The sequence below is a fragment of the Zobellella endophytica genome (genome assembly GCF_003012775.1).
GTDB classification, from domain to species: domain Bacteria; phylum Pseudomonadota; class Gammaproteobacteria; order Enterobacterales; family Aeromonadaceae; genus Oceanimonas; species Oceanimonas endophytica.
In genome coordinates, this window is sequence record NZ_PXYG01000004.1 from 229,029 (window position 1) to 251,224 (window position 22,196).

The window sequence follows — 22,196 nt, forward strand, 5'->3', positions numbered from 1 at the left end:
TTTCTCTATAATGGCGCCACTTCGCCCATCGGGCGATGCGGTTTTAACCCCACTTGGAGAATGCCATGTCAACACGAGCTCGCGGACGCGCGGCCGATGAAATCCGGCCGGTCACCATCACCACCAATTATACCCGTCACGCGGAAGGCTCTGTGCTGGTGGAATTCGGCCACACCAAGGTGCTGTGCACCGCCACCGTGGAAACCGGGGTGCCCCGTTTCCTGAAAGGCAAGGGCCAGGGCTGGGTGACGGCGGAATACGGCATGTTGCCCCGCTCCACCCACAGCCGGATGCAGCGGGAGGCGGCCAAGGGCAAGCAGGGCGGCCGCACCATGGAAATCCAGCGGCTGATCGCCCGCTCCCTGCGGGCGGCGGTGGATCTCAAGGCCCTGGGCGAGCACACCATCACTGTGGACTGCGACGTGATCCAGGCCGACGGCGGCACCCGTACCGCCGCCATCACCGGCGCCTGCGTGGCCCTGGCCAACGCCCTGCAATGGATGCGGGAAAAGGGCGTGATCGCCGCCAACCCGCTCAAGACCCTGGTGGCGGCCGTGTCGGTGGGCATCGTCGACGGGCTGGCGGTGACGGATCTGGAATACACCGAGGACGCGGCGGCGGAAACCGACATGAACGTGGTGATGACCGCCGAGGGAAAAATGATAGAGGTGCAGGGCACGGCGGAAGGCGAGCCCTTCAGCCATGAAGAGCTGCTGGCGATGCTGGCCCTGGCCCGACAGAGTATCGACGAGCTGGTGGAGCACCAGCGCCGGGCGATTGCCGGTTAAGCCGCGGGTCTTTACGACACTGATGTCAGGCAGAGGGCAGGCCCGATAAGCCGACCCTCTGTAAACAACCCATATTGCGGAGAGCAGAATGAAAGCCTACCAGCGTGAGTTTATCGAGTTCGCCATGAGCAAGTCCGTGCTCAAGTTCGGCGAATTTACCCTCAAATCCGGGCGCAAGAGCCCCTATTTCTTCAATGCCGGCCTGTTCAACAGCGGCCGCGACCTGGCCCGGCTCGGCCGCTTCTACGCCGTCGCCCTGGTTGATTCGGGGGTGGCGTTCGACGTGCTGTTCGGTCCCGCCTACAAGGGCATCCCCATCGCCAGCGCCACCGCGGTGCAACTGGCCGAGGTGCATGACCTGGACGTGCCCTACTGCTTCAACCGCAAGGAGGCCAAGGATCACGGCGAGGGCGGCAACCTGGTGGGCAGCGAGCTGGCGGGACGCATCATGCTGGTGGACGACGTGATCACCGCCGGCACCGCCATCCGGGAGTCGATGGACATCATCCAGGCCAACGGCGCCACCCTGGCCGGGGTGCTGATCGCGCTGGACCGGCAGGAGAAAGGCAAGGGCGAGCTGTCGGCCATCCAGGAGGTGGAGCGGGACTACCAGGCCCGGGTGACCGCCATCATCACCCTGGCGGATCTGATCGATTACCTGAGTGAGCAGCCGGAGCTGGCCGAGCACCTGGAGCGGGTCAGGGCCTACCGGGAGCAGTACGGAATCTAATAAAAAAGCCGCTGAAAGCGGCTTTTTTGTGGCTGATGACGGCGGGATCAGACCACTTCCTCCTTTAACCGCCGGGACTCCTGCTGGTGCAGGTGCACATCCATCTGCGGGAAGGGGATGCCGATGTCGTTGGCGTCCAGCTCGTTCTTGATCTTTTCCAGCAGATCGAAGCGGGTGCTCCAGTAGTCCGCAGCCTGCACCCAGGGGCGCACCACGAAATCCACCGAGGAAGCGCCCAGATTGTTTACCGCTATGGTGCAGGCGGGCTCCTTGAGGATGCGGGGATCTTGTTCGATAACCCGGGTCAGCACGTCCTTGGTCCTTTTCAGGTCGGCGCTGTAGGAAACGCCGATCACCAGATCGATACGACGGGTTTTTTCCCTGGAATAGTTGATGATGTTGTCGTTGAGGATCTTGGAGTTGGGCACCACTATCATGCGGTTGTCCGGGGTCAACAGTATGGTGGTGAAGATCTGCACCGAGTGCACGGTACCGGCGGTACCGCCCGCCTCCACGTAGTCACCGGCCTTGAAGAAGCGGAAGCCGATCAGCAGCACGCCGGCGGCGAAGTTGGACAGGGAGCCCTGCAGCGCCAGGCCGACGGCCAGACCGGCGGCACCGACGATGGCCACGAAGGAGGCGGTCTGCACCCCGACCCGGCTCATGGCAGCGATGATCACGAAGGCGAGCAGGCCGTACTTGATCAGGCTGGTGACGAAGTCGGAGATGGTGTTGTCGATCTTGCGGGCCCGCATCACCTTGTTCAGGCCGCCGGTCAGCATGCCCACGGCAATAAAGCCGATGATCAGGGTCAGCAGGGCGGCGGCGATGTTTACCGCGTATTCGATGATCAGCCCCTGGTTGTTCACAATCCAGCTCTGGGCCTCTTCCAGGAAATTGGTGCTGATGATGTCTGTTTCCATTTACTCGTGCCTTTTGGTCGTTATCGGTATTGGCAAGGGCAGGGCGGGCCCTGCTTGCCGGCGAACACTCCCGACAAGGGCAGGCGGGAGTCGGTTGACAACTATACGGCGACCAGCTGCTGGTGCAGCAGTTGCCAGTGGCTGTCGAAATTGTGGGTGGGTTTGAGCTTGAACTGGCTGCGAACGTACTGGTTGATGCGGCCTTCGGCATAGGCCAGCAGCAGGTTGGCAAGCACGATCTCGTCTTCGGCATAGCCTTCGCCTTCGTAGAGGCGGCGTTCACGCATCACCTGCTTGAGCTGGGTTTCCAGCCGGTCGAACAATTGATTGATGCGCAGCAGCAGGCGTTCGTGCTCGCCCTGCAGGGCATCGCCGTTGAGCAGGCGGGTGATGCCCGGGTTGCGTTCGCAAAACCCCAGCACCAGTTGCAGTATGTAACGCAGGCGCAGGGCGCTGTCCTTTTCATCCTGAAGAATAAGATTGATCCGGGAAAACAGCGTCTCCTCGATAAAATCGATCAACCCTTCGAACATCCGCGCCTTGCTCGGAAAATGGCGGTACAGGGCCGCCTCCGACACGCCGACGGCCGCCGCCAGCTTGGCGGTGGTGATCCGTTGCCCCGGGCTGGTTTCCAGCATGTGGGCCAGGGCCTGCAGGATTTGTTCACGACGGTTTTTCTTGTTCTGGGTATTGGCCATAGGCGTGCTCGACTGTGTTAGTGACGACCGGAAGAGCCGAAACCGCCCTCTCCCCGCTCGCTGGCGTCAAATTCATCCACCAGGGTAAACTGGGCCTGAACCACGGGCAAAATCACCAGCTGGGCAATCCGCTCCCCCGGCTGCACGGTGAAATGGTCCCTTCCCCGGTTCCAGCAGGATACCATTAACTGACCCTGGTAGTCAGAGTCAATCAGGCCAATCAGATTGCCCAGCACGATGCCGTGCTTATGGCCCAGGCCGGAGCGGGGCAATATGGTGGCGCACAGCCCGGGATCCTGGATGTGGATGGCAATGCCGGTGGGGATCAGTCTGGTGTCACCCGGAGCCAGCTCCAGGGCTTCGTCCAGGCAGGCGCGCAGATCGAGGCCGGCGGAGCCGGGGGTGGCGTAGGCGGGGAGCGGGAAGTCGGTGCCCACGCGGGGGTCGAGAATTTTCAGTTCAATGGGTTTCATTATATTTTTCTGCAATTAAGGTCATAAGGTGCCGGGCCAGCTCGGTTTTGCCAGCCAGCGGCAGCTCGGCCCGACCGGCGGGCCAGAACACGGTGAGGGCGTTGTCGTCGCTGTTGAAGCCTTGCCCGGCCAGGGACACGTCGTTGGCAGCGATCATGTCCAGCCCCTTGCGGCTGAGCTTGTCCCGGGCGTATTTTTCCACATCCCGGGTTTCGGCCGCAAATCCCACGGTAAAGGGCTTGCCCGGCAAGGCCGCCACTTCGGCCACGATATCGGGGTTTTTGGTCAGTTCGATGACCAGGGTGTCGCTGTCGGTCTTCTTGATTTTCTGCTCGGCCACCGTCCTGGGGGCGTAGTCGGCCACCGCCGCACAGGCCACGAAAATATGCTGGCTGCCGATATGGCGCATGACCGCCTGGTGCATCTGGCGGGCGCTTTCCACATCGATGCGGGTCACGCCGGCAGGAGTGGCCAGGGCCACCGGGCCGCTCACCAGGGTGACTTCGGCCCCGAGCGCCGCCGCCGCCGCCGCCAGGGCGAAGCCCATCTTGCCGGAGCTGTGATTGGAGAGGAAACGCACCGGATCCAGCGGCTCGCGGGTGGGGCCGGCGGTGAGCATCAGTTTGATCCCCGCCAATGGCTGCATTTTGGGCGCAAGATGCTGCTCGATGAGCGCCACCAGCTCCAGCGGCTCCAGCATGCGGCCCGGGCCGACATCGCCGCAGGCCTGGCTGCCCTGGGCCGGGCCCCAGATGGGGATTTTTCGGCCGGCCAGGGTCGTCAGGTTAGCCTGGGTGGCGGCATTGAGGTACATCTGCTGGTTCATGGCCGGGGCCAGGGCAACCGGGGCCGGAGTGGCCAGGCAGAGGGTGGTCAGCAGATCGTCGGCCAGGCCGGCGGCGAGCCGGGCCAGGGTGTTGGCGCTGGCCGGGGCAATCAGCACCAGGTCGGCCCACCTGGCCAGCTCGATATGGCCCATGCCGGCCTCCGCTGCCGGATCCAGCAGGGTATCCGATACCGGTTCGCCCGATACCGCCTGCAGGGTGAGCGGGGTGATAAAGGCCTTGGCGGAGTCGGTCATCACCACCCGCACCGCGGCGCCCTGTTCTTTCAGCCGGCGGACCAGATCGGCACTTTTATAGGCCGCGATACCACCGGTGATCCCAATAAGAATGCGTTTTCCCGTTAATGACATGGCTGTGTTCCACAGGCTGACAGGCGGACCAGATTACCACAAAAGGGTGAAGGGTGCGGCCATGGCCGCCGGCTGGACTAGGCTTTAACGGTGGTGTCGGGGGAGAAGCGGGATGAGCATCAAGGACTGGCCGGAGGGGGAGCGGCCCCGGGAGAAACTGCTGTGCCGCGGGCCGGCCAGCCTGTCGGACGCCGAGCTGCTGGCGATTTTTCTGCGCACCGGCAGCCGGGGCATGGACGCGGTGACCCTGGCACGTACCCTGCTGAGCCAGTTCGGCTCCCTGCGCCAGTTGCTGCTGGCGGACCAGCAGCAGTTTTGCGAGGGCCCGGGTCTCGGGCTGGCCAAATACGTGCAGCTGCAGGCCAGCCTGGAGCTGATGCGCCGCTTCCTGGATGAAAAGCTGATGCGCGAGCATGCGCTCACCAGCCCGGAGCTGACCCGCCAGTACCTGCAGGCGCAACTGCGGGATCAGGACCGGGAAGTCTTTGCCCTGCTGTTGCTCGACAACCAGCACCGGGTGATCCGGTTTCACGAGCTGTTTTTCGGCACCCTGGACGCGGCGGCGGTCTACCCGCGGGAAATCGTGGCCCAGGCGCTCAAACTGGGTGCCGCGGCGGTGATTTTGGTGCATAATCATCCATCCGGAGTGGCCGAGCCCAGCCGGGCGGATCGCATGATCACCGAACGTATTCAAGCTGCTCTGGGGCTGCTGGATATCCGGGTGTTGGATCATCTGGTGGTTGGTGATGGTGAAACCGTATCTTTTGCCGAGCGTGGCTGGCTTTAGTGCCGGGCGCTTGGCTTTTTGTTGATCTCGAGCTCAGTATGCTGTATAAATTGCCGCCTTATTTTGCCCCGATAGACGGCCAACGGGGTGATTGATTGCTCGAGCAAAAGTAAGTTTTGGAGAAGACTGACATGTCTAAAGTATGCCAAGTAACTGGTAAGCGGCCAGCTGTTGGTAACAACCGCTCTCACGCGAACAACGCCACCAAGCGTCGCTTCCTGCCCAACCTGCAGACTCACCGTTTCTGGGTTGAGAGCGAGAAGCGTTTTGTAAAACTGCGCATCACCACCAAGGGTATGCGTATTATTGACAAAAAAGGTATCGACAGTGTCCTGGCTGACCTGCGTGCCCGTGGCGAAAAGGTCTAAGGAGATAACCCATGGCTAAAGGTATTCGCGAGAAGATCCGCCTGAACTCCAGCGCTGGTACTGGTCACTTCTACACCACGACCAAGAACAAGCGCAACATGCCCGAGAAAATGGAGATCAAAAAATTCGATCCCGTTATCCGCCAGCATGTGATCTACAAAGAAGGCAAAATCAAGTAAGATTGCGCCCTCGCAAAAAACCCGGCCCCGGCCGGGTTTTTTTATAGCCGCCACCTTGGCTATACTGCCGCCTCAGCGCAACAGGAGAGCGAGATGCCGGAGTTACCAGAAGTCGAAGTCAGCCGTTTGGGCATCACCCCCTTTGTTCTGGGCGAGTCGGTGATGCGGGTGGTGGTGCGCAATCCCAGCCTGCGCTGGCCGGTACCGGCGGACATCCAGGAGCTGGCCGGCCTCACCATCACCGGCGTTCGTCGCCGGGCCAAGTACCTGCTGCTGGAGACCGACTGGGGCACCGCCATCCTACACCTGGGCATGTCCGGCAACCTCAAGGTGCTGCCCCACGGCACACCGGCGGGCAAGCACGATCACGTGGACATCGAGCTGGCCAACGGCAAGCTGCTGCGGCTCAACGATCCGCGCCGCTTCGGCTGCCTGCTGTGGACCCGGGCGCCGGCGGAGCAGCACCCACTGCTGGCCAGGCTGGGGCCGGAGCCGCTCACCGACGCCTTCGACGGCGACTACCTGTACCGGCGCAGCCGGGGCCGCAAGACCGCCATCAAGCAGTTCATCATGGATAACCAGGTGGTGGTGGGGGTGGGCAATATCTACGCCAACGAGTCGTTGTTCGCCGCCGGTATCCACCCCGGGCGGGAGGCGGGCAATATCGGCCGGGAGCGTTACCTGAAACTGGCCGGGGAGATCAAAGCGGTACTGGCGCGGGCCATCGGCCAGGGCGGTACCACCCTGAAGGATTTTACCGGCAGCGACGGCAAGCCCGGCTATTTCGTGCAGGAACTGCAGGTATACGGCCGCACCGGCCAGCCTTGCACGAGTTGCGGCGGCCTGCTGCGGGAGCTGCGTATGAACGGCCGCAGCACCGTGTTCTGCCCCCTGTGCCAGCGCTGAGGATCAGCTCAGCTTCTGCGCCACCGCCTCGGCCACCGCCGGCGGCACGAACTGGGCGATATCGCCACCGTGGATGGCCACTTCCTTCACCAGGGTGGAAGAGATGAAGGAGTTTTCCTCCGCCGGGGTGAGGAACACGCTTTCCAGCTCCGGCATCAGCCGGCGGTTCATGTTGGCCAACTGAAACTCGTATTCGAAATCGGACACGGCGCGCAGGCCGCGGATCAGCACGTTGGCCTGGTGCGTCCTGGCAAAATCCACCAGCAGGCCGGAAAAGCCGACCACGGTCACGTTGCCGAGGGATGCCGTCACTTCCTGCACCAGCGCGACCCGCTCGTCGAGGGAGAACATGGGCCGCTTGCTCGGGCTGAACGCCACCCCCACGATCACCTCGTTGAACAGCCTGGACGCCCGCTCGATCAGATCCAGGTGACCATTGGTGATGGGATCGAAGGTGCCGGGATAAATAACCCTGATGCTCATGCTATGTCCTTATTAACAAAACGGAAGTAAAGAGTTTGGGGTAGAATAGCGCAGCATGACGGCAAGCGGGAGAGCGAGATGAAGCGGGTACTGGTGGTTCGCAACGACAAGATTGGTGATTTTATGCTGGCCTGGCCGGCGTTTGCCATGCTCAAGGCATCGCTCGGCGGTGAAATCACCGCCTTGGTGCCGGGGTACACCCGCGAACTGGCCGAGTTATGCCCGGATATCGACCATATCATGCTGGATCCGGGCAAGCAGGCCCCGCCGGCCGCGCAACGGGCCCTGCTGGACCAGCTGCAGGCCGGCCGGTTCGACGCGGTTGTCTGCCTGTTTTCCAATTTTCGCAACGCCAAACTGATGTGGCAGGCCGGTATCCGCCAGCGCTGGGCGCCGGCGACCAAGCTGGCCCAGATCTTCTACAACCACCGGGTGACCCAGCGCCGCTCGCAGTCGGCCAAGCCGGAATACGAATACAACCTGGATCTGGCCCGGGCCCTGCTTCGCCATAATGGGATCGCGGTGGTGGAGCCCCGGCCGCCCTACCTGCGCTTCGAGGCTGCCGCCCTGGCCGGCTTCCGGGCGCAGCAGGCGGCGGCGCTGGGTATCGCCGCCGACCGGCCCTGGCTGCTGGTGCATGCGGGCAGCGGTGGCTCGGCCAACAATCTCTTGGCGGGCCAGTACGGGCAGTTGATCCGCGGCCTGTGCGACCAGTTCCCCGGGGTGCAGCCGGTGCTGACCGCCGGGCCCGGTGAGCAGGCACTGGCGGAGCAGGTGGCGGCAGAGGCGGAAAGCGGCGCCGTGGTGGCTCATGGCCTGGCGCTGCCGGACTTCTGCCGGCTGCTGGCCTGCGGCAGCCTGTTCGTGGCCGGCAGCACCGGCCCCCTGCATATCGCCGCCGCCCTGGACGTGCCCACGGTGGGGTTTTTCCCGTTGCGCCGCTCGGCCACCCCGTTGCGCTGGCGGCCGCTCAACAGCGAGGGGCGGCACCTGGCGTTTCATCCCCCCGGCGAGGACGGCGAACAGGTCGAGGACATGAGCCGGGTGGACATCGGCGCCGTGGTGGAGGCGGCTACTCTCTGGGCCCGCGGGTACTTGTCCTGATCCACAGGTCGGCGTACTTCACGAAAGTGGAGTGGGCCGACAGCAGGGAGAGCAACAGCCCCTGCCGGCCGTCCAGAAAGCCCGCCTTCAGCAGATACATCTTGAGGAAGCAGCCCACCCCGTGCAGCAGGCCCTGGGCCAGCGAGCCTTGCTTTCCCCTTTGTTCCCGCTGCTCCGCCCAGGCGGCGGCATAGCCCGCCGACTTCACCAGGTAGTGCTGCAGATCCTGGTAGGTGTAATGCAGCAAATCGCCGTCCAGCCGGGCGATACGGCTGCCGGGCGGTAGCTCGACCTTTTCGTGCACCAGGGCGTCGTTGTAGCCGGTCAACGCCCTGGGGTAGAGCCGCAGCACCCGATCCGGGTACCAGCCGCAGTGACGGATAAAACGGCCGAACACCCAGGACAGGCGGGAAATGGCATAGATGGTGTCGTCGGTGGGGCGGGCCAGCACCGCCTCTATGCTGGCCCTGAGTTCGGGGGTGACCCGCTCGTCCGCGTCTACCCACAGCACCCAGTCGGAGCGCACATGGCCTTGGGCGAGCTGCCGCTGGCGGCCGAAGCCGGGCCAGTCGGTGTTTTCGAAGAAACGCACGCCGGCGGCTTCGGCCACTTCCCGGGTACGGTCGGTACTGCCGGAGTCCAGCACCACGATTTCATCCACCCAGTCCAGGGTGGCCAGGCAATCGACCAGATTGTCCGCCTCGTTCTTGACGATCAGGACGGCGGCGAGGGTAGGGCGCTGGCTCATAAGGGCTCCTGTAACAGGTTGAAATCCCGGGTGATGCGGTCGAACTGGGCGAGGACGCTGTCCGGGGTGATGCGTTGCATGGCATGGGGATCCCTGACCCGGGTGCGCCAGGGCAGCCGGTCGGCGGTTTTACCGGTTTCCGCCAGCAGCGCCTCGTCGTAGACGCTGACCACATAGTCCCGGCACCAGTAGGGGCCGGTGCGCCGGGGGTTGTGGTGGGCGTAGAGGCCGATGACCGGGGTGCCGACCAGGGTCGCCATGTGGGTGGGGCCGGTGTCCGGGGCCACCACCAGGGCGGCGATCTTGATGAGGGCCAGCAACTGCGGCAGGCTGGTCTGGCCGACCAGGTTTTCATCGATATTTTCGCTCAATTGGCAGACGTTCGCTGCCAGTTCCTGTTCTATCCTGGCCGGGCTGCCGATCAGCGCCACCCTCATGCCGCGGGCATGGGCATGATCGGCCAAGGCGGCGTAGCCGGCGGCGGTCCAGTTCTTGTAGGCCTTGCTGGCGGCCGGGCAGATCAGCAGCAGCGGCCGGCCGCTTCGGTAGGGGGCGGCCCATGCCATGGCGTCGGCCGGTACCGGGAAATCCCAGCTGGGGCTGGCCTCCCCGAGCCCCAGCGCCAGGCCGAAGCCCATAAAGCCCTCCACCACGTGATCGCCGGTGGCGGCCACCTTGCGATTGGTGAACAGCCACTGGCCGTCCTTGGCCCGTTCCCGCTCGAAGCCCAGCCGGTGATTCGCCCTGATGCCGAGGCTCACCAGGCTGGCCCGCAAGGCCGCCTGCATATGCAGCAGGGCATCGAACCGCCGCCCCCGCAGTGCCCGCCAGATGGCCAGGTAGCCGCGCCAGCCCGCCTTCTTGTCGAAGGTGATCACTTCCACCCCGGGCAGCAGCCGCAGCAGCTTGGCTTCGACCGTGCCGGTGACCCAGGTGATGCGGGTCCGGGGCCACTGGCGCTGGATGGCCTGTACCAGCGCGACCGCATGGCAACAGTCGCCGATGGCAGACAAGCGCAATACGCAGAGGGACTCGGGAGCCGTGGTGAACAGTGCCATAGGTGAACTCTCGTTAAACTGAGTCCGGCATTATGCAAAGGCTTTCGGGCCATGTAAAATCTGTGTTTTCGCTGGGGGGATGGTAATGGAACGAATTGAGCACGGCTCTGAGATTATCTGGTACGACCAGGAGTGCTTTGGGGATTTCAACCGGGATTTTTTTGAGATTGACTACTGGCGTGAGCAGAATGCCATTCGCGGCAAGGCGGTCGGGCGCAACACCACCTGGTTCGTGGAGGACGAGGTGGGCCACAAGGTGCTGCGCCACTACTACCGGGGCGGCATGATCGGCCGGGTGATGGAAGACACCTTCCTGCACGTGGCCGAGTCCAAGAGCCGGGCCATGGCGGAGTTTACCGTGCTGGCCAAGCTGCATCGCCGGGGGCTGCCGGTGCCCCGGCCCTGCGCCGCGCGCATGGTGCGTTCCAATCTGGTGTACCGGGCCGACATCATCCTTACCCGCATCAACAACGCCCGCGATCTGGTGGCGATCCTCCAGGATACGGCGCTGGACAAGGGGCAGTGGCAGGCCGTCGGCCGGACCATCCGCCAGTTTCACGATGCCGGCCTCTATCATGCGGATCTGAACAGCCACAACGTATTGCTGGACGACAGCGGCAAGAGCTGGCTGATCGACTTCGACAAGTGCCACTTCCGCCAGCCGGGCAGCTGGTCCCGGGAGAACATGGATCGGCTGCTGCGTTCGTTCCGCAAGGAGCAGCGCCTGCATCCCGACTTTAACTGGAGTGAGCAGGACTGGCAGGCGCTGCTGAGCGGCTACAGGTCGAGCTGAGTCTCGATGCGGCGCAGGGTGTTGGCCAGGGCCCCCCTGTTGGCGGCCACCACCGCCTGTGCCCGCTGCCCCATGGCGCCGGCGAGGGCGGGCGAGGCCAGCAGCCGGCGCAGCTCCTCGGTCAGCTCATCTGCATCCCGCACCTGGTGCGCACCACCGGTCGCGAGCAGTTGCCGGGCAATATCGCCGAAGTTGAAGGTGGACGGCCCGCTCAGCACCGGCTTGCCCAAGGCCGCGGGCTCCAGCAGGTTGTGGCCGCCCCGTTCGATCAGGCTGCCGCCGACAAAGGCGATATCGGCCGCCGCCAGCATGATGGGCAGCTCGCCCATGGTATCGCCCAGGTAGACCTGGTTTTGCGGCCCGGGGCTGCCTTCGGTGCGGCGACCCAGGCTGAAATCCTGCCGTGCCACCAGCTCCGCCACCTGCTCGAAACGCTGGGGATGACGCGGCACCAGGATCAGCAGGGCATCGGGATGCTGTTGCAGCAACTGGCGATGGGCGGCGAGTAGCTGCTCGTCTTCGCCTTCATGGGTGGAGGCGGCAATCCACACCGGCCGCTGCGTGCCCAGTTGCGCGCGCAGTTGCCGGCCCTGCTCGATGATATTCTCCCCGTACTCGATATCGAACTTCACCGAGCCGGTGATGCTGAGCCGCTCCCGGGGCACACCCAGGGCGGAAAAATGTTCGGCGTCATCCCGGTGCTGGCAGGCGATATGGCTGATGTTGGCCGACAACAGCCTGAAGATGCCATGAAAGCGCCGGTATCTTGCGGCCGAGCGGGCCGACAGCCGGGCATTGAGTACCAGCACCGGCAGCCGGCGCTGGCCGCAGGCGTGCAGCAGATTGGGCCAGAGTTCGGTTTCCATGATCAGCAGCGCCCGGGGCCGGATGCGGCGCAGAAATAGGCCCACCGCCCAGGGAAAGTCCAGCGGCGCGTAGCGATGCTCGACCAGGTCGCCCAGTCTGGCTACCTGCTCGGCGCCGGTTCTGGTGGTGGTGCTCACCACGATGGGAAGCTCGGGATGGGCGGCCTTCAGCGCCTTGAGCAGGGGGGTGGCGGCCACCACTTCGCCCACGCTCACCGCATGCAGCCATAACGGGGCGCAAGCCGGGGGCGACGGCGCCACCAGGCCCAGGTGTTCCGGCCAGCGGGTACCAAAACCGGGTTTGCCCCGTCTGGGCCAGTACAACAGCCCCAGCAACAGGGGACCGAACAGGTGGATCAACAGGTTGTAGAGCAGTCGGTATGGCATGAGGTTACCGGCGGGTCGGGATAAGGCTGGGGTCGCTCAGCCTGGCGATTGCCGACAGAACCTGTTCGGCGGGCAGTTCTTTCAGGCATTTCAGGTGAACCAGCGGACACTCCCGCTTGAAGCAGGGGCGGCACTCGATGTCGGTATGCACTACCGCTACCCGCTCCGCCAGGGGCGGTGTGTACTGGGGGGAGGTCGACCCGTAGATCCCGACCAGCGGGCGTTGCAGGGCGGCGGCGATATGCATCAGTCCCGAATCGTTGGACACCACGGCGGCGCTGAGCGCCATCAGATCGATCGCCTGGTGCAGCGAGGTTCTGCCCGCCAGGATATGGCAATATTGCTGCATTTTTGCCGGTAAATAATGTTTTATCGCCTCGGCTACCGGAATATCCTTGGCCGAGCCGAAAATCCATACCTGAGCTCCCTGTTCGATCTGGTGTCTGGCGACCTCGGCATAATATTGCTCCGGCCAGCGCTTGGCCGGGCCGAACTCGGCTCCCGGGCACAGGCTCAGAATGGGTCTGTCAGTGGTGAGCGCCAGCTCGGTCAGGGCCTGCTGCTGGTTGTTCGGGTCGACCCGCAACGCCGGCCAGGGCAGTTCGGGGAGGCAGTGGTTATCCTTCATCTGCACCCCGGGATAGGCCAGGGAGACATAGCGCTCTACCATCAGCGGGAAATCGGTCTTGTTGCTGCGCAGGTCGTTCAGCAGACCATAACGGGACTCACCCTTCCAGCCGGTGCGCCTCTTGATGCCGGCAAACAGCGGGATCAGGGCCGACTTGAGCGAGTTGGGCTGGACGATGGCCCAGTCATACCCTTCTTTCGCCAGCTCCCGGCCGAGACGATAGCGCTCGGCGAGCCGGAAGTCGCCGTGGCCCAGGGGCATCACTATGGCCCTGTCCACTTCCGGCATCCGTTCCAGCAGGGCGCAGCACCAGGCCGGCGCCATCACGTGCAGCTCCGCCCGCGGATGCAGCCGCTTCAGGGTGATATACAGGCTCTGGGACATCACCATGTCCCCGACCCAGGAGGGGCCTATGACTAGAATTTTCATCACTGAGCACATCTTGTATTGAGTGTGGGAGGTATTATACATAGTATTTTATGATCAGTTCAGCTCTGGCTGGCGTCTCGTTGTCATCATGCACATCGAACATATTGTTGTCGTTTCGGTTGTGAACAGTTTAACTGGGAGAGCGTGATTGTATAAATTCGTTGAGTTGCTACTAACCAATAAACCCTCCAGAAAATTTTCTATAGAAATTGCGCTGATGCGAAAGTTTGCCAGCAGGGGCAGGTTTCTTAGGAAGTTATTTCAGCGGCGAATATACTACGTATATGGATGTGATATCAGTCAGTCGGCTAACATTCACGAATCGGTTTCCTTCGTTCATCCGTTAGGGATTGTGATCGGTTCTAAAGCGACGATTGAAGAGGGTTGCTATATATATCAGCATGTTACTATTGGCTCTGATTTTATGGACGGTAACGCCATGCCGAAAATAAAAAGAAATACAATGGTTGGGGCCGGGGCAAAGATAATAGGCGGGATCACCGTGGGTGAAAATTGTCTTGTTGGAGCCAATGCGGTGGTAACAAAAAACATACCGGATAACTCAGTAGTATTCGGCTGTAACCAGATAAAGAGAAGGCAGCAAGAGAACAGTAATCGATGAAGCAGTGATAATGCCAGTGTTTTTTTTAGTTTTGCTGTTGATTGGATATTGTATGGCTGCTTTATACGTGTTTTTTTTAATGCTATAATTGTGAGATATTCAGCGCGTTGATTTTATGGTGTGATATGCTTCATCTTATTGGTCGGAAATCCCCTCTCTTTGCAGAAGATATTAATGAATATGCCGGAATGTTACATGATCTGGTTAGTGAAAGCAGTTTTCTTGTACTAGGTGGAGCCGGTTCCATAGGGCAGGCCGTGACAAAAGAAATATTCAAACGTCATCCTAAAAAATTGCATGTGGTAGATATTAGTGAAAATAATCTTGCTGAACTGGTACGGGACATTCGAAGTGAGTTTGGTTATATTGATGGTGATTTCCAGACGTTTGCGCTCGATATCGGTTCTATAGAGTATGATGCTTTTATCGAAGCAGATGGTCGATATGATTATGTCCTGAACTTGTCAGCACTCAAACATGTCCGTAGCGAAAAAGATCCTTATACGCTGATGCGAATGATTGAAACGAATATCTTTAATACAGATAAAACCATCCAGCAGTCGATTGACAAGGGTTGCAAGAAATATTTCTGTGTCTCAACCGACAAGGCGGCCAACCCTGTCAATATGATGGGAGCATCAAAGCGTATCATGGAAATGTATCTGATGCGGCGTAGCGAGCACATTCCCATATCCACCGCTCGTTTTGCCAATGTCGCATTCTCCGACGGATCTTTATTATTCAGCTTTAATCAACGCCTTCAAAAGAACCAGCCTATTGTTGCGCCTAATGACATAAAACGTTATTTTGTCACACCTCAGGAGTCCGGGGAGTTGTGTCTGATGTCCTGTCTGCTGGGGGAGAATCGTGACATTTTCTTTCCTAAGTTGAGTGAAGCATTACATCTCATTACCTTTGCAGATATTGCAGTCAAGTATCTGCGTGAGCGTGGCTTAGAGCCTTACCTTTGTCAAAGTGAGGATGAAGCCCGCGAATTGGTCAAAACCCTTCCCAAACAAGGGCAGTGGCCCTGCCTGTTTACTATCAGTGATACTACGGGTGAAAAAGACTTTGAAGAGTTTTTCACCGAGCATGAAACACTGGATATGGATCGTTTTACCAACCTGGGTATTGTCAAGAATCAGCCAATTTTTGATGCTGAAAAAATAGAACGTTTTAGCTCATCCATTAATGAAATGAAAAGTCGGAAGAAATGGGAGAAAATGGAAATTGTCTCCTTGTTCCACGATATGATTCCGGGGTTCGGGCATAAAGAAACCGGAAAGTACCTTGATGGTAAAATGTGAGAAACCTGATGAGTCAACAGCTGATCCGATTTATCCGTGATCTTTATCAGACATCGGAATTTATTCCTCTTCATGCACCGACGTTTGTTGGCAATGAAAAAGCATATGTGACCGACACCATTGATAGTACCTTTGTATCCAGTGTCGGCCGCTATGTGACCGAGTTTGAAACGCACATCGAGGCTTTTACCGGCTCGGCCAAAGCGGTCGCCACGGTAAATGGGACCGCCGCCTTACATACCGCGTTGTATATGGCAGGCGTTAGGGCGGGTGATCTGGTCATTACCCAGGCGCTGACCTTTGTTGCAACCTGCAACGCGCTGTATCATATGGGTTCCAGACCGGTTTTTATTGATGTTTCTCGTCAGAGTCTGGGTCTGTGCCCTGTCGCCTTGGCCAACTGGCTGGATGAGCACGCCGCGCTGGATAATGATGGTCGTTGCATCCATAAATCGAGCCGGCAGTCAATAAAAGCCGTTGTTCCCATGCATACTTTCGGGCATCCGAGTGAACTGGATGAGCTGATGGCGGTATGCCGAATGTGGCATTTGGTTCTCGTCGAAGACGCAGCCGAAAGCCTGGGCTCTTTTTACAAAGGGAAGCATACCGGCACCATTGGCGAGTTCGGCGCTTTGAGCTTCAATGGTAACAAGGTGATCACGACCGGAGGTGGGGGCATGGTCCTGTGTCGCGATCAGAAAAGCGGCGAACATGCGAAGCATGTCACCACTACGGCCAAGGTGGCGCATCCCTACGCGTTTTATCACGATGAGCCGGGTTTCAATTATCGGCTTCCCAACCTGAATGCCGCCCTGGGGTGTGCCCAGATGGAAGTGTTACCACGATTTCTGTCCCAAAAACGGGCGCTGGCAACACATTACGCCGGTTTTTTTGCCGGCTCCGAGCTGACATTTGTGCAGGAGCCGTCCTACGGGCAATCCAACTACTGGCTTAATGCGATCATTTGTCCCGACACCACTACTCGTGATGTCCTGCTGGAAGAGACCAACCAGGCCGGGGTGATGACTCGCCCGGTATGGACCCTGATGCATCGTCTGCCGATGTACGCCGACTGTTTGCGTGACGAGCTCAAGGTTTCCGAGTGGCTTGAAGGGCATCTGCTCAACCTGCCCAGCAGTCCCGTGGTGCTGGAGTGAGGGCCGTGGCTAAAAAAATAGCGTTGTTTACCGGCACCAGGGCTGAATACGGTTTGTTGTATTGGTTGATGAAAGATATACAGCAGGATCCTGATTTCACACTGCAGTTGCTGGTTTCGGGTACCCACCTCTCTCCCGAGTTCGGCCTGACGTATCGGCAGATAGAGCAGGATGGCTTCCATATTGACGAAAAAATCGAAATTCTGCTTTCATCGGACAGCCCGGTCGGTGTTGCAAAAAGTGTCGGTTTGGGAGTGCTCGGATTCACCGATGCGCTGGCCCGACTGTCACCGGACATGCTGGTGATTCTCGGGGATCGGTTTGAAGCGCTGGCCGCGGCACAAACAGCCATGATTTTGCGTATCCCCGTTGTGCATCTGCATGGTGGCGAAATCACCGAAGGTGCTTATGATGACGCCTTTCGCCATGCCATTACCAAGCTCAGCCACCTCCACTTTACGGCAACGGAATCTTATCGGCAGAGGGTGATACAGCTGGGTGAAGCTCCCGAGCGGGTATTCAATGTCGGCGCCATCGGCCTCGACCATCTTAAACGCACTCCTATGATGACGGTGGCCGAACTGGCCGACTCCCTTGCCTTTCCGTTGCAACAGCCATATTTCCTGGTGACCTATCACCCGGTCACCCTGGCGAATGAACCGGCAACAGCCAGTTTCGGTGCTGTGCTGAATGCCCTGGATTCTTTTCCCGAACATCAGGTGATTCTGACCTATCCGAACGCCGACGATGGTGGCCGAAAAATTATTCCGTTGCTTGAGGAGTATGCGAAAGCCAATCCGACGCGAGTACTGGCAATTCCTTCCCTTGGTCAGCGCCGTTATCTCAGCGCGGTCAGTCATGCCTCAGCCGTCATTGGCAATTCCTCGAGTGGCATCATCGAAGTGCCTTCATTTGGCATCCCCACGGTCAATATTGGCCAGCGGCAGCAGGGTCGAATGGCGGCCAACAGCGTAATTCACTGCCCGCCCCGGGTGGAGGCTATCCGGCTGGCGATGTCTTCCGCCATATCGGGCCGCTACCTCGAGGCGGAGGAGTCGATCACCAATCCTTACGGTCAAGGGGACGCCGGCTCCCAGATTCTTGCCAGGCTGAAACTGTTTGGTGGTGCAACCATCAAAACTTTTTACGATATCCAACGTGGAAGTTTGTCATGACTCGTATTATTGCCGAAGCCGGCGTCAATCATAATGGTGATCCCGCACTGGCTTTCGAACTGGTAAATGCGGCGCATCGCGCCGGCGCCGATGTAGTGAAATTTCAGACTTTCAAAGCTAACAAGTTGGTCACGGCAACTGCCCGCCAGGCCGAGTACCAGGTTCAGAACACCGGTAAAGAGGAATCACAGCTGGCGATGTTGAGCCGGCTGGAGTTGAGTCATGATATGCATCACCGGCTGGCCGCACATTGCCGGGCGCTGGGGATTGAATTCCTGTCAACCGCGTTCGATGAAGACAGTCTGCAGTTTCTGGTGGCAGATCTCGGGCTTAAAACGTTGAAAATCCCTTCGGGCGAGATTACCAATGCTCCACTGGTACTGGCCCATGCCCGTACCGGCTGTGATCTGATCGTTTCAACCGGGATGGCCACCCTGGCCGAGGTAGAAGCGGTGTTGGGTGTCATTGCCTTTGGCCTGACGACGGCCTCGGACGCCCTGCCTGGAGAGGGAGCATTTCAGGCTGCTTACTACTCGGAGGCGGGGCAACAGGCATTGCAAGAAAAAGTGACACTGTTGCACTGTACAACCGAATATCCGGCTCCGATGGAAGATATCAATCTCAAGGCCATGGATACACTGGCCCGGGCCTTTGGTCTGGCGGCCGGATATTCCGATCACAGTGCGGGCATTACGATACCGATAGCGGCCGCGGCGCGCGGAGCCGTGTTGATTGAAAAACATTTTACCCTCGACAGGACAATGGAAGGGCCGGACCACCTGGCCTCTCTCGAGCCTGCGGAGCTGGCCGCCATGGTGACCGCCATCCGTCAGGTGGACGTCGCATTGGGAGATGGGGTAAAAGGCCCACGCCCTTCGGAAATCAAGAACAAGGCCGTGGCCAGAAAAAGTCTGGTGGCCGCTTGCGCCATTCGTGCCGGGGAGCATTTCAGCCGAGACAACCTGGAAGTGAAACGACCCGGAACCGGGAGCAGCCCCTATCGTTACTGGACACTGCTCGGGCTGCCGGCGCAACGGGACTATGCCGAAGGTGAGGTGATCCTTGACTGAGCCGCTCATCCTCCTCGGTGGCGGCGGACAGGCTGCGGTGCTGGCCGAAATACTTCGGCAGGCGAATCGTGACATCATTGCCCTGGTGAGCCCGGACTCGGTCGCTGGTCGACCGGGGCTGTCCGGCATTCCCGTGCTGACCAGGGATGACGAGGTTTTCTTGTATTCGGCCGACCGTATTCGTTTGGTGAACGGCGTGGGGATGATCCCCGGCAAGATATTGCGCAAAAGGCTCTTTGCGAGTTTTCGGCAGCAGGGCTATCGTTTTGCATCCGTGATTGCCCCATCCGCCATCATCAGCAGTAGCGTGACTCTGGGAGAGGGCGTGCAGATCATGCCGGGCGCCATCGTGAATGCCGGTGCCGTTATTGGCGATAACACCATCATCAACAGTGGTGCCGTGGTGGAGCATGATTGCCACATCGGTGCCCATAACCATGTTGCTCCTGGTGCGGTATTGAGTGGTCAGGTGACTACCGGAGACGGCGTGCATATTGGTACCGGCGCCAGTATCATCCAGGGAGTATCCATTGGGGCCGAAGCCGTCGTTGCCGCCGGAGCCATGCTGAATCGCCACTTACCGGCCGGCCACATCGTTTATGCTCCCAGGCCCGTCATAAAACCGTTCCAGTATTGAGGAATAAGCATAATGAAAGACTGGAAAAAGGTGTTGCTCTCACCTGAACATACTATCCGTGATGCCTTGACGATTATTAACAGCGAAGCCCTGAGGGTGGCGGTGGTGGTTGATGGCCAGCATCATCTGCTCGGATTGATTACCGATGGCGACATTCGTCGTGCCCTGTTGAATAATGCCACCCTGGAGAGTTCGGTTGAACAAGTGATGAACCCTAATCCGATTACGGCTGCGGCCGGAACCGGAAAAAAGGAGCTGGTGGCGCTAATGCAGCGATACAGTATCCTTTCAGTTCCTCTCATTGATCAAGATGGACGCTTGGAAAGTCTGGAAAGCCTGGAAGAGGCGCTAAAGCCATCAAATTATAATAATCCTGTTTTTATCATGGCTGGCGGATTTGGGACTCGCTTGAGGCCTCTTACCGACCATTGCCCCAAGCCCATGTTGAAGGTGGGCGAACGGCCCATTCTTGAAATATTACTGTTGACCTTTATCCGCTCCGGATTTTCCAACTTTTATATTTCTACCCACTATATGCCAGAGCAGATAGAAGCATATTTTGGTGATGGTGCCCTGTGGGGAGTCAATATCACCTATGTACATGAAGAAGTCCCTCTGGGTACCGGTGGTGCATTGGGACTACTGCCCGAGAACATACCCGAATTGCCACTGATTATGATTAACGGTGATGTCTTGACAACTGTTGACTTCGAACGATTGTTGGAGTTCCATAACCAGCATGATGCTATTGCTACCATGTGCGTGCGTGAATATGATTACCAAATACCCTACGGTGTCGTTAGTGGTGATGGCCACAGGATCACGCATATGGAAGAGAAACCGGTGCAACGATTTTTTGTCAATGCGGGAATTTACGTTGTAGATCCGGAACTATACAGGGCTGTGCCCTCTCAACACCGAATCGATATGCCGAGCCTCTTGGAAAAACAGCTGGAAGATGGTAAGGATGTGTTGATGTTTCCTATCCATGAATATTGGCTCGACATAGGACGAATGGATGATTTCCATAAAGCACAACTGGACGTTAAAGGATTGTTTCAATGAAAATTGCAGTTATTCCGGCTCGAGGAGGCAGTAAACGTCTGCCTGGAAAGAATATCAAGTTGTTGGCGGGCAAGCCGCTGATCGTCTGGAGTATAGAAGCTGCATTGGACAGCGAGCTATTTGAGCATGTTTATGTCAGCACCGATTGTGAGCAGATTGCACAAATAGCCAGGGAGGCTGGAGCCGAGGTGCCTTTCTTGCGGCCAGAGCATCTGGCAACAGATGTGGCTACCAGTAATGATGTGATCACACACCTGGTTGATTATGTAGAACAGTATACACATGAGATCGTGTCGGTTGTTGCGTTGCTTCAGCCCACTTCACCATTGAGGCGATCCAGCCATATAAGGGAAGCTTGGCAGACGTTTGTTGAGAAGGAAGTCGATGCGGTAGTGTCTGTCTGTGAGCTTGAGCATCCCTTTCAGCTCTGTAATAAACTGGGTCCGGACCATAGCATGCTTGGTTTCATCAGGGATAATAATAACAAGCGAACACAGGATCTTGAAGTTTACTATCGGCTGAATGGTGCTATCTATTTTTTCAAGAGAAACCTGGTAGGAAATCTTGCTGAAATATACAGTGTGCCGTCCTGCGCTTATATAATGGATAAATGGTCTTCTGTTGATATAGATGATGAATTTGATTTCTTTTTCGCCAGTGCTATTGCCGAACATAGGGTGAGATAGGGGCAACCATTCGTTGCTCCCCAGTCTAGTTAAAATGATTCCGCAAGTATTCAGAGATCCTTGATGTCCTTGTCTCTTTTGAACTGTTTATGTCAAAAGTGGAAATGGGTATTTCTTTATAGATAATAGACATGGTATAGAGGGCTGTTGACGCTATGCCATAAAGGTGTGAAAGTTTAATTTTTTTATCTGCTATTTCAAATTCAAGTGGTTTTTCTGAATGGTGATAAATAATGTTTTTAAATGATTTTATTCGATTAGTTACTTCCGCAGATTCCGAGCGGTGAGGGAAATAAATAACGGTATCTTGACTATGGGTAACAGCCTCTATTTTTTCTATATAATCGGAAACCGATATGTGACCTTTCTCTCCAACAGCTCCTTGACCAATAATGCCGATGGGGGCGCTTGAGTCATAACATTGCTCGGCGTGGATTGCTTTTCTCAATTCTGCGAGTGTATTTTTTTTTATGTCGCAGACGGGTTCGGTAATATTAAATATGCTGAACATTTCAAGAGATGTATTGTACTCCAGTCTTCCTATTTTTTTACATCCCTGCGCCCTGACTAAAAAATCCTGCAATGCCCGCGGCCTATGGTATGTTTTTTTATGCTTGATATGATCGTCATACTCAAAAAGTGTCGCGGTACCATCATCAAAATAAACATGCTTTAAGAAATTAATGTTTCTCTTTATCAGGTTGGTACGCCAACCATTGTATTCGGCAAAGAAGAAATGTTCGAATGTGCCGCCATCAGATAACCTGATTATTTTTTTTATTAATCGGGGGGTGGTAATGGTTCTACTCTTGCTGGAAACATAAATGATATGTTCCCAGTCAGATGTATTGACAAGGTCAGTCAGCTGGGATATTCCCACTTTGGAGTCGTTCACCTCCAGTATCAATACGTTATTGGTCGTTTGATAAGAAAC

At 58.2% G+C, this 22,196-nt stretch carries 26 protein-coding genes; 16 read left to right on the forward strand and 10 right to left on the reverse strand.

Going from position 1 to position 22,196, the window contains the following annotated elements; translation table 11 throughout:
- The first annotated feature begins 65 nt into the window (after positions 1 to 65).
- Both rph and pyrE read left to right on the forward strand, forming a co-directional pair.
- Positions 66 to 788 carry a ribonuclease PH gene (gene rph / locus C7H85_RS11560; RefSeq protein WP_106729855.1) on the forward strand — a complete coding sequence of 241 codons (723 nt, stop codon included), beginning with the start codon at positions 66 to 68 and terminating at the stop codon, positions 786 to 788.
- An 88-nt stretch (positions 789 to 876) separates the two neighbouring features.
- Positions 877 to 1,518 (forward strand): orotate phosphoribosyltransferase, encoded by a 642-nt coding sequence (gene pyrE / locus C7H85_RS11565; RefSeq protein ID WP_106729856.1) that lies wholly within the window; start codon positions 877 to 879, stop codon positions 1,516 to 1,518.
- A gap of 47 nt (positions 1,519 to 1,565) precedes the next feature.
- On the opposite strand, the gene mscS is transcribed toward pyrE, so the two are convergent.
- The 4 genes from mscS to coaBC all read right to left on the reverse strand — a co-directional run bounded on the left by mscS (position 1,566) and on the right by coaBC (position 4,807).
- The gene (mscS, locus tag C7H85_RS11570) at positions 1,566 to 2,441 is read right to left on the reverse strand and encodes a small-conductance mechanosensitive channel MscS (RefSeq protein ID WP_106729857.1); all 876 of its coding nucleotides are present in this window, start codon (positions 2,439 to 2,441) and stop codon (positions 1,566 to 1,568) included.
- A 101-nt stretch (positions 2,442 to 2,542) separates the two neighbouring features.
- On the reverse strand, positions 2,543 to 3,139 hold the full coding sequence (gene slmA, locus C7H85_RS11575) for a nucleoid occlusion factor SlmA (protein WP_106729858.1): 597 nt from the start codon (positions 3,137 to 3,139) through the stop codon (positions 2,543 to 2,545).
- Between the two features lie 17 nt (positions 3,140 to 3,156).
- Positions 3,157 to 3,615 carry a dUTP diphosphatase gene (dut, locus tag C7H85_RS11580; protein WP_106729937.1) on the reverse strand — a complete coding sequence of 153 codons (459 nt, stop codon included), beginning with the start codon at positions 3,613 to 3,615 and terminating at the stop codon, positions 3,157 to 3,159.
- Positions 3,599 to 4,807 (reverse strand): bifunctional phosphopantothenoylcysteine decarboxylase/phosphopantothenate--cysteine ligase CoaBC, encoded by a 1,209-nt coding sequence (coaBC, locus tag C7H85_RS11585; RefSeq protein ID WP_106729859.1) that lies wholly within the window; start codon positions 4,805 to 4,807, stop codon positions 3,599 to 3,601. Before coaBC ends, dut begins: the two co-directional genes overlap by 17 nt.
- Before the next feature lie 112 nt (positions 4,808 to 4,919).
- Between coaBC and radC the strand changes: the two genes are divergently transcribed.
- From radC to mutM, 4 genes are all read left to right on the forward strand, one after another.
- Entirely contained in the window at positions 4,920 to 5,594 is a 675-nt protein-coding gene (radC, locus tag C7H85_RS11590; RefSeq protein ID WP_106729860.1) for a RadC family protein, read from the forward strand.
- Between the two features lie 131 nt (positions 5,595 to 5,725).
- Positions 5,726 to 5,962 carry a 50S ribosomal protein L28 gene (gene rpmB, locus C7H85_RS11595; protein WP_014291125.1) on the forward strand — a complete coding sequence of 79 codons (237 nt, stop codon included), beginning with the start codon at positions 5,726 to 5,728 and terminating at the stop codon, positions 5,960 to 5,962.
- An 11-nt stretch (positions 5,963 to 5,973) separates the two neighbouring features.
- Positions 5,974 to 6,141: a 50S ribosomal protein L33 gene (gene rpmG, locus C7H85_RS11600; protein ID WP_094040656.1), complete on the forward strand. Its 168-nt coding sequence runs from the start codon at positions 5,974 to 5,976 to the stop codon at positions 6,139 to 6,141.
- Between the two features lie 93 nt (positions 6,142 to 6,234).
- A complete protein-coding gene (gene mutM / locus C7H85_RS11605; RefSeq protein ID WP_106729861.1) occupies positions 6,235 to 7,047 on the forward strand; it encodes a bifunctional DNA-formamidopyrimidine glycosylase/DNA-(apurinic or apyrimidinic site) lyase in 813 nt (270 codons plus the stop codon).
- A 3-nt stretch (positions 7,048 to 7,050) separates the two neighbouring features.
- Here the strand turns inward: mutM and coaD are convergent, their stop codons facing one another.
- On the reverse strand, positions 7,051 to 7,530 hold the full coding sequence (coaD, locus tag C7H85_RS11610; protein ID WP_106729862.1) for a pantetheine-phosphate adenylyltransferase: 480 nt from the start codon (positions 7,528 to 7,530) through the stop codon (positions 7,051 to 7,053).
- Positions 7,531 to 7,608: 78 nt separating this feature from the next.
- Here coaD and C7H85_RS11615 point away from each other — a divergent pair, with 78 nt between their 5' ends.
- The gene (locus tag C7H85_RS11615; protein ID WP_106729863.1) at positions 7,609 to 8,634 is read left to right on the forward strand and encodes a glycosyltransferase family 9 protein; all 1,026 of its coding nucleotides are present in this window, start codon (positions 7,609 to 7,611) and stop codon (positions 8,632 to 8,634) included.
- Here C7H85_RS11615 and C7H85_RS11620 read toward each other — a convergent pair.
- Entirely contained in the window at positions 8,603 to 9,382 is a 780-nt protein-coding gene (locus C7H85_RS11620; RefSeq protein ID WP_106729864.1) for a glycosyltransferase family 2 protein, read from the reverse strand. The genes C7H85_RS11615 and C7H85_RS11620 overlap by 32 nt on opposite strands.
- A complete protein-coding gene (locus C7H85_RS11625) occupies positions 9,379 to 10,440 on the reverse strand; it encodes a glycosyltransferase family 9 protein (protein WP_106729865.1) in 1,062 nt (353 codons plus the stop codon). Before C7H85_RS11625 ends, C7H85_RS11620 begins: the two co-directional genes overlap by 4 nt.
- Positions 10,441 to 10,525: 85 nt before the next feature.
- Here C7H85_RS11625 and C7H85_RS11630 point away from each other — a divergent pair, with 85 nt between their 5' ends.
- On the forward strand, positions 10,526 to 11,233 hold the full coding sequence (locus C7H85_RS11630; RefSeq protein ID WP_106729866.1) for a 3-deoxy-D-manno-octulosonic acid kinase: 708 nt from the start codon (positions 10,526 to 10,528) through the stop codon (positions 11,231 to 11,233).
- On the opposite strand, the gene waaA is transcribed toward C7H85_RS11630, so the two are convergent.
- Complete coding sequence (gene waaA, locus C7H85_RS11635; protein WP_106729867.1) at positions 11,218 to 12,486, reverse strand: lipid IV(A) 3-deoxy-D-manno-octulosonic acid transferase; 1,269 nt, start codon at positions 12,484 to 12,486, stop codon at positions 11,218 to 11,220. The two genes, C7H85_RS11630 and waaA, sit on opposite strands and share 16 nt — an antisense overlap.
- Before the next feature lie 4 nt (positions 12,487 to 12,490).
- Complete coding sequence (gene waaF / locus C7H85_RS11640; protein ID WP_106729868.1) at positions 12,491 to 13,543, reverse strand: lipopolysaccharide heptosyltransferase II; 1,053 nt, start codon at positions 13,541 to 13,543, stop codon at positions 12,491 to 12,493.
- A 148-nt stretch (positions 13,544 to 13,691) separates the two neighbouring features.
- Here waaF and C7H85_RS11645 point away from each other — a divergent pair, with 148 nt between their 5' ends.
- The 8 genes from C7H85_RS11645 (at position 13,692) to C7H85_RS11680 (ending at position 21,262) form a co-directional block, all read left to right on the forward strand.
- Entirely contained in the window at positions 13,692 to 14,165 is a 474-nt protein-coding gene (locus C7H85_RS11645; protein ID WP_210433635.1) for a serine O-acetyltransferase, read from the forward strand.
- Positions 14,166 to 14,290: 125 nt separating this feature from the next.
- On the forward strand, positions 14,291 to 15,472 hold the full coding sequence (locus C7H85_RS11650; RefSeq protein WP_106729870.1) for a UDP-N-acetylglucosamine 4,6-dehydratase: 1,182 nt from the start codon (positions 14,291 to 14,293) through the stop codon (positions 15,470 to 15,472).
- 8 nt (positions 15,473 to 15,480) lie between these two features.
- Complete coding sequence (locus C7H85_RS11655) at positions 15,481 to 16,629, forward strand: LegC family aminotransferase (RefSeq protein WP_106729871.1); 1,149 nt, start codon at positions 15,481 to 15,483, stop codon at positions 16,627 to 16,629.
- Positions 16,630 to 16,634: 5 nt separating this feature from the next.
- Positions 16,635 to 17,804 carry a UDP-N-acetylglucosamine 2-epimerase gene (neuC, locus tag C7H85_RS11660; protein ID WP_106729872.1) on the forward strand — a complete coding sequence of 390 codons (1,170 nt, stop codon included), beginning with the start codon at positions 16,635 to 16,637 and terminating at the stop codon, positions 17,802 to 17,804.
- Positions 17,801 to 18,874: an N-acetylneuraminate synthase gene (gene neuB / locus C7H85_RS11665; protein ID WP_106729873.1), complete on the forward strand. Its 1,074-nt coding sequence runs from the start codon at positions 17,801 to 17,803 to the stop codon at positions 18,872 to 18,874. The genes neuC and neuB overlap by 4 nt, the downstream gene beginning before the upstream one ends.
- Positions 18,867 to 19,511, forward strand: coding sequence for an acetyltransferase (locus tag C7H85_RS11670; protein WP_106729874.1), 645 nt, complete (start codon positions 18,867 to 18,869; stop codon positions 19,509 to 19,511). Before neuB ends, C7H85_RS11670 begins: the two co-directional genes overlap by 8 nt.
- Positions 19,512 to 19,523: 12 nt before the next feature.
- Positions 19,524 to 20,576 (forward strand): nucleotidyltransferase family protein, encoded by a 1,053-nt coding sequence (locus tag C7H85_RS11675; protein WP_245879654.1) that lies wholly within the window; start codon positions 19,524 to 19,526, stop codon positions 20,574 to 20,576.
- Positions 20,573 to 21,262 (forward strand): acylneuraminate cytidylyltransferase family protein, encoded by a 690-nt coding sequence (locus C7H85_RS11680; protein WP_106729876.1) that lies wholly within the window; start codon positions 20,573 to 20,575, stop codon positions 21,260 to 21,262. The genes C7H85_RS11675 and C7H85_RS11680 overlap by 4 nt, the downstream gene beginning before the upstream one ends.
- A 25-nt stretch (positions 21,263 to 21,287) precedes the next feature.
- Here C7H85_RS11680 and C7H85_RS19580 read toward each other — a convergent pair whose 3' ends face one another.
- A complete protein-coding gene (locus C7H85_RS19580; protein WP_146140452.1) occupies positions 21,288 to 22,157 on the reverse strand; it encodes a polysialyltransferase family glycosyltransferase in 870 nt (289 codons plus the stop codon).
- Positions 22,158 to 22,196 lie beyond the last annotated feature (39 nt).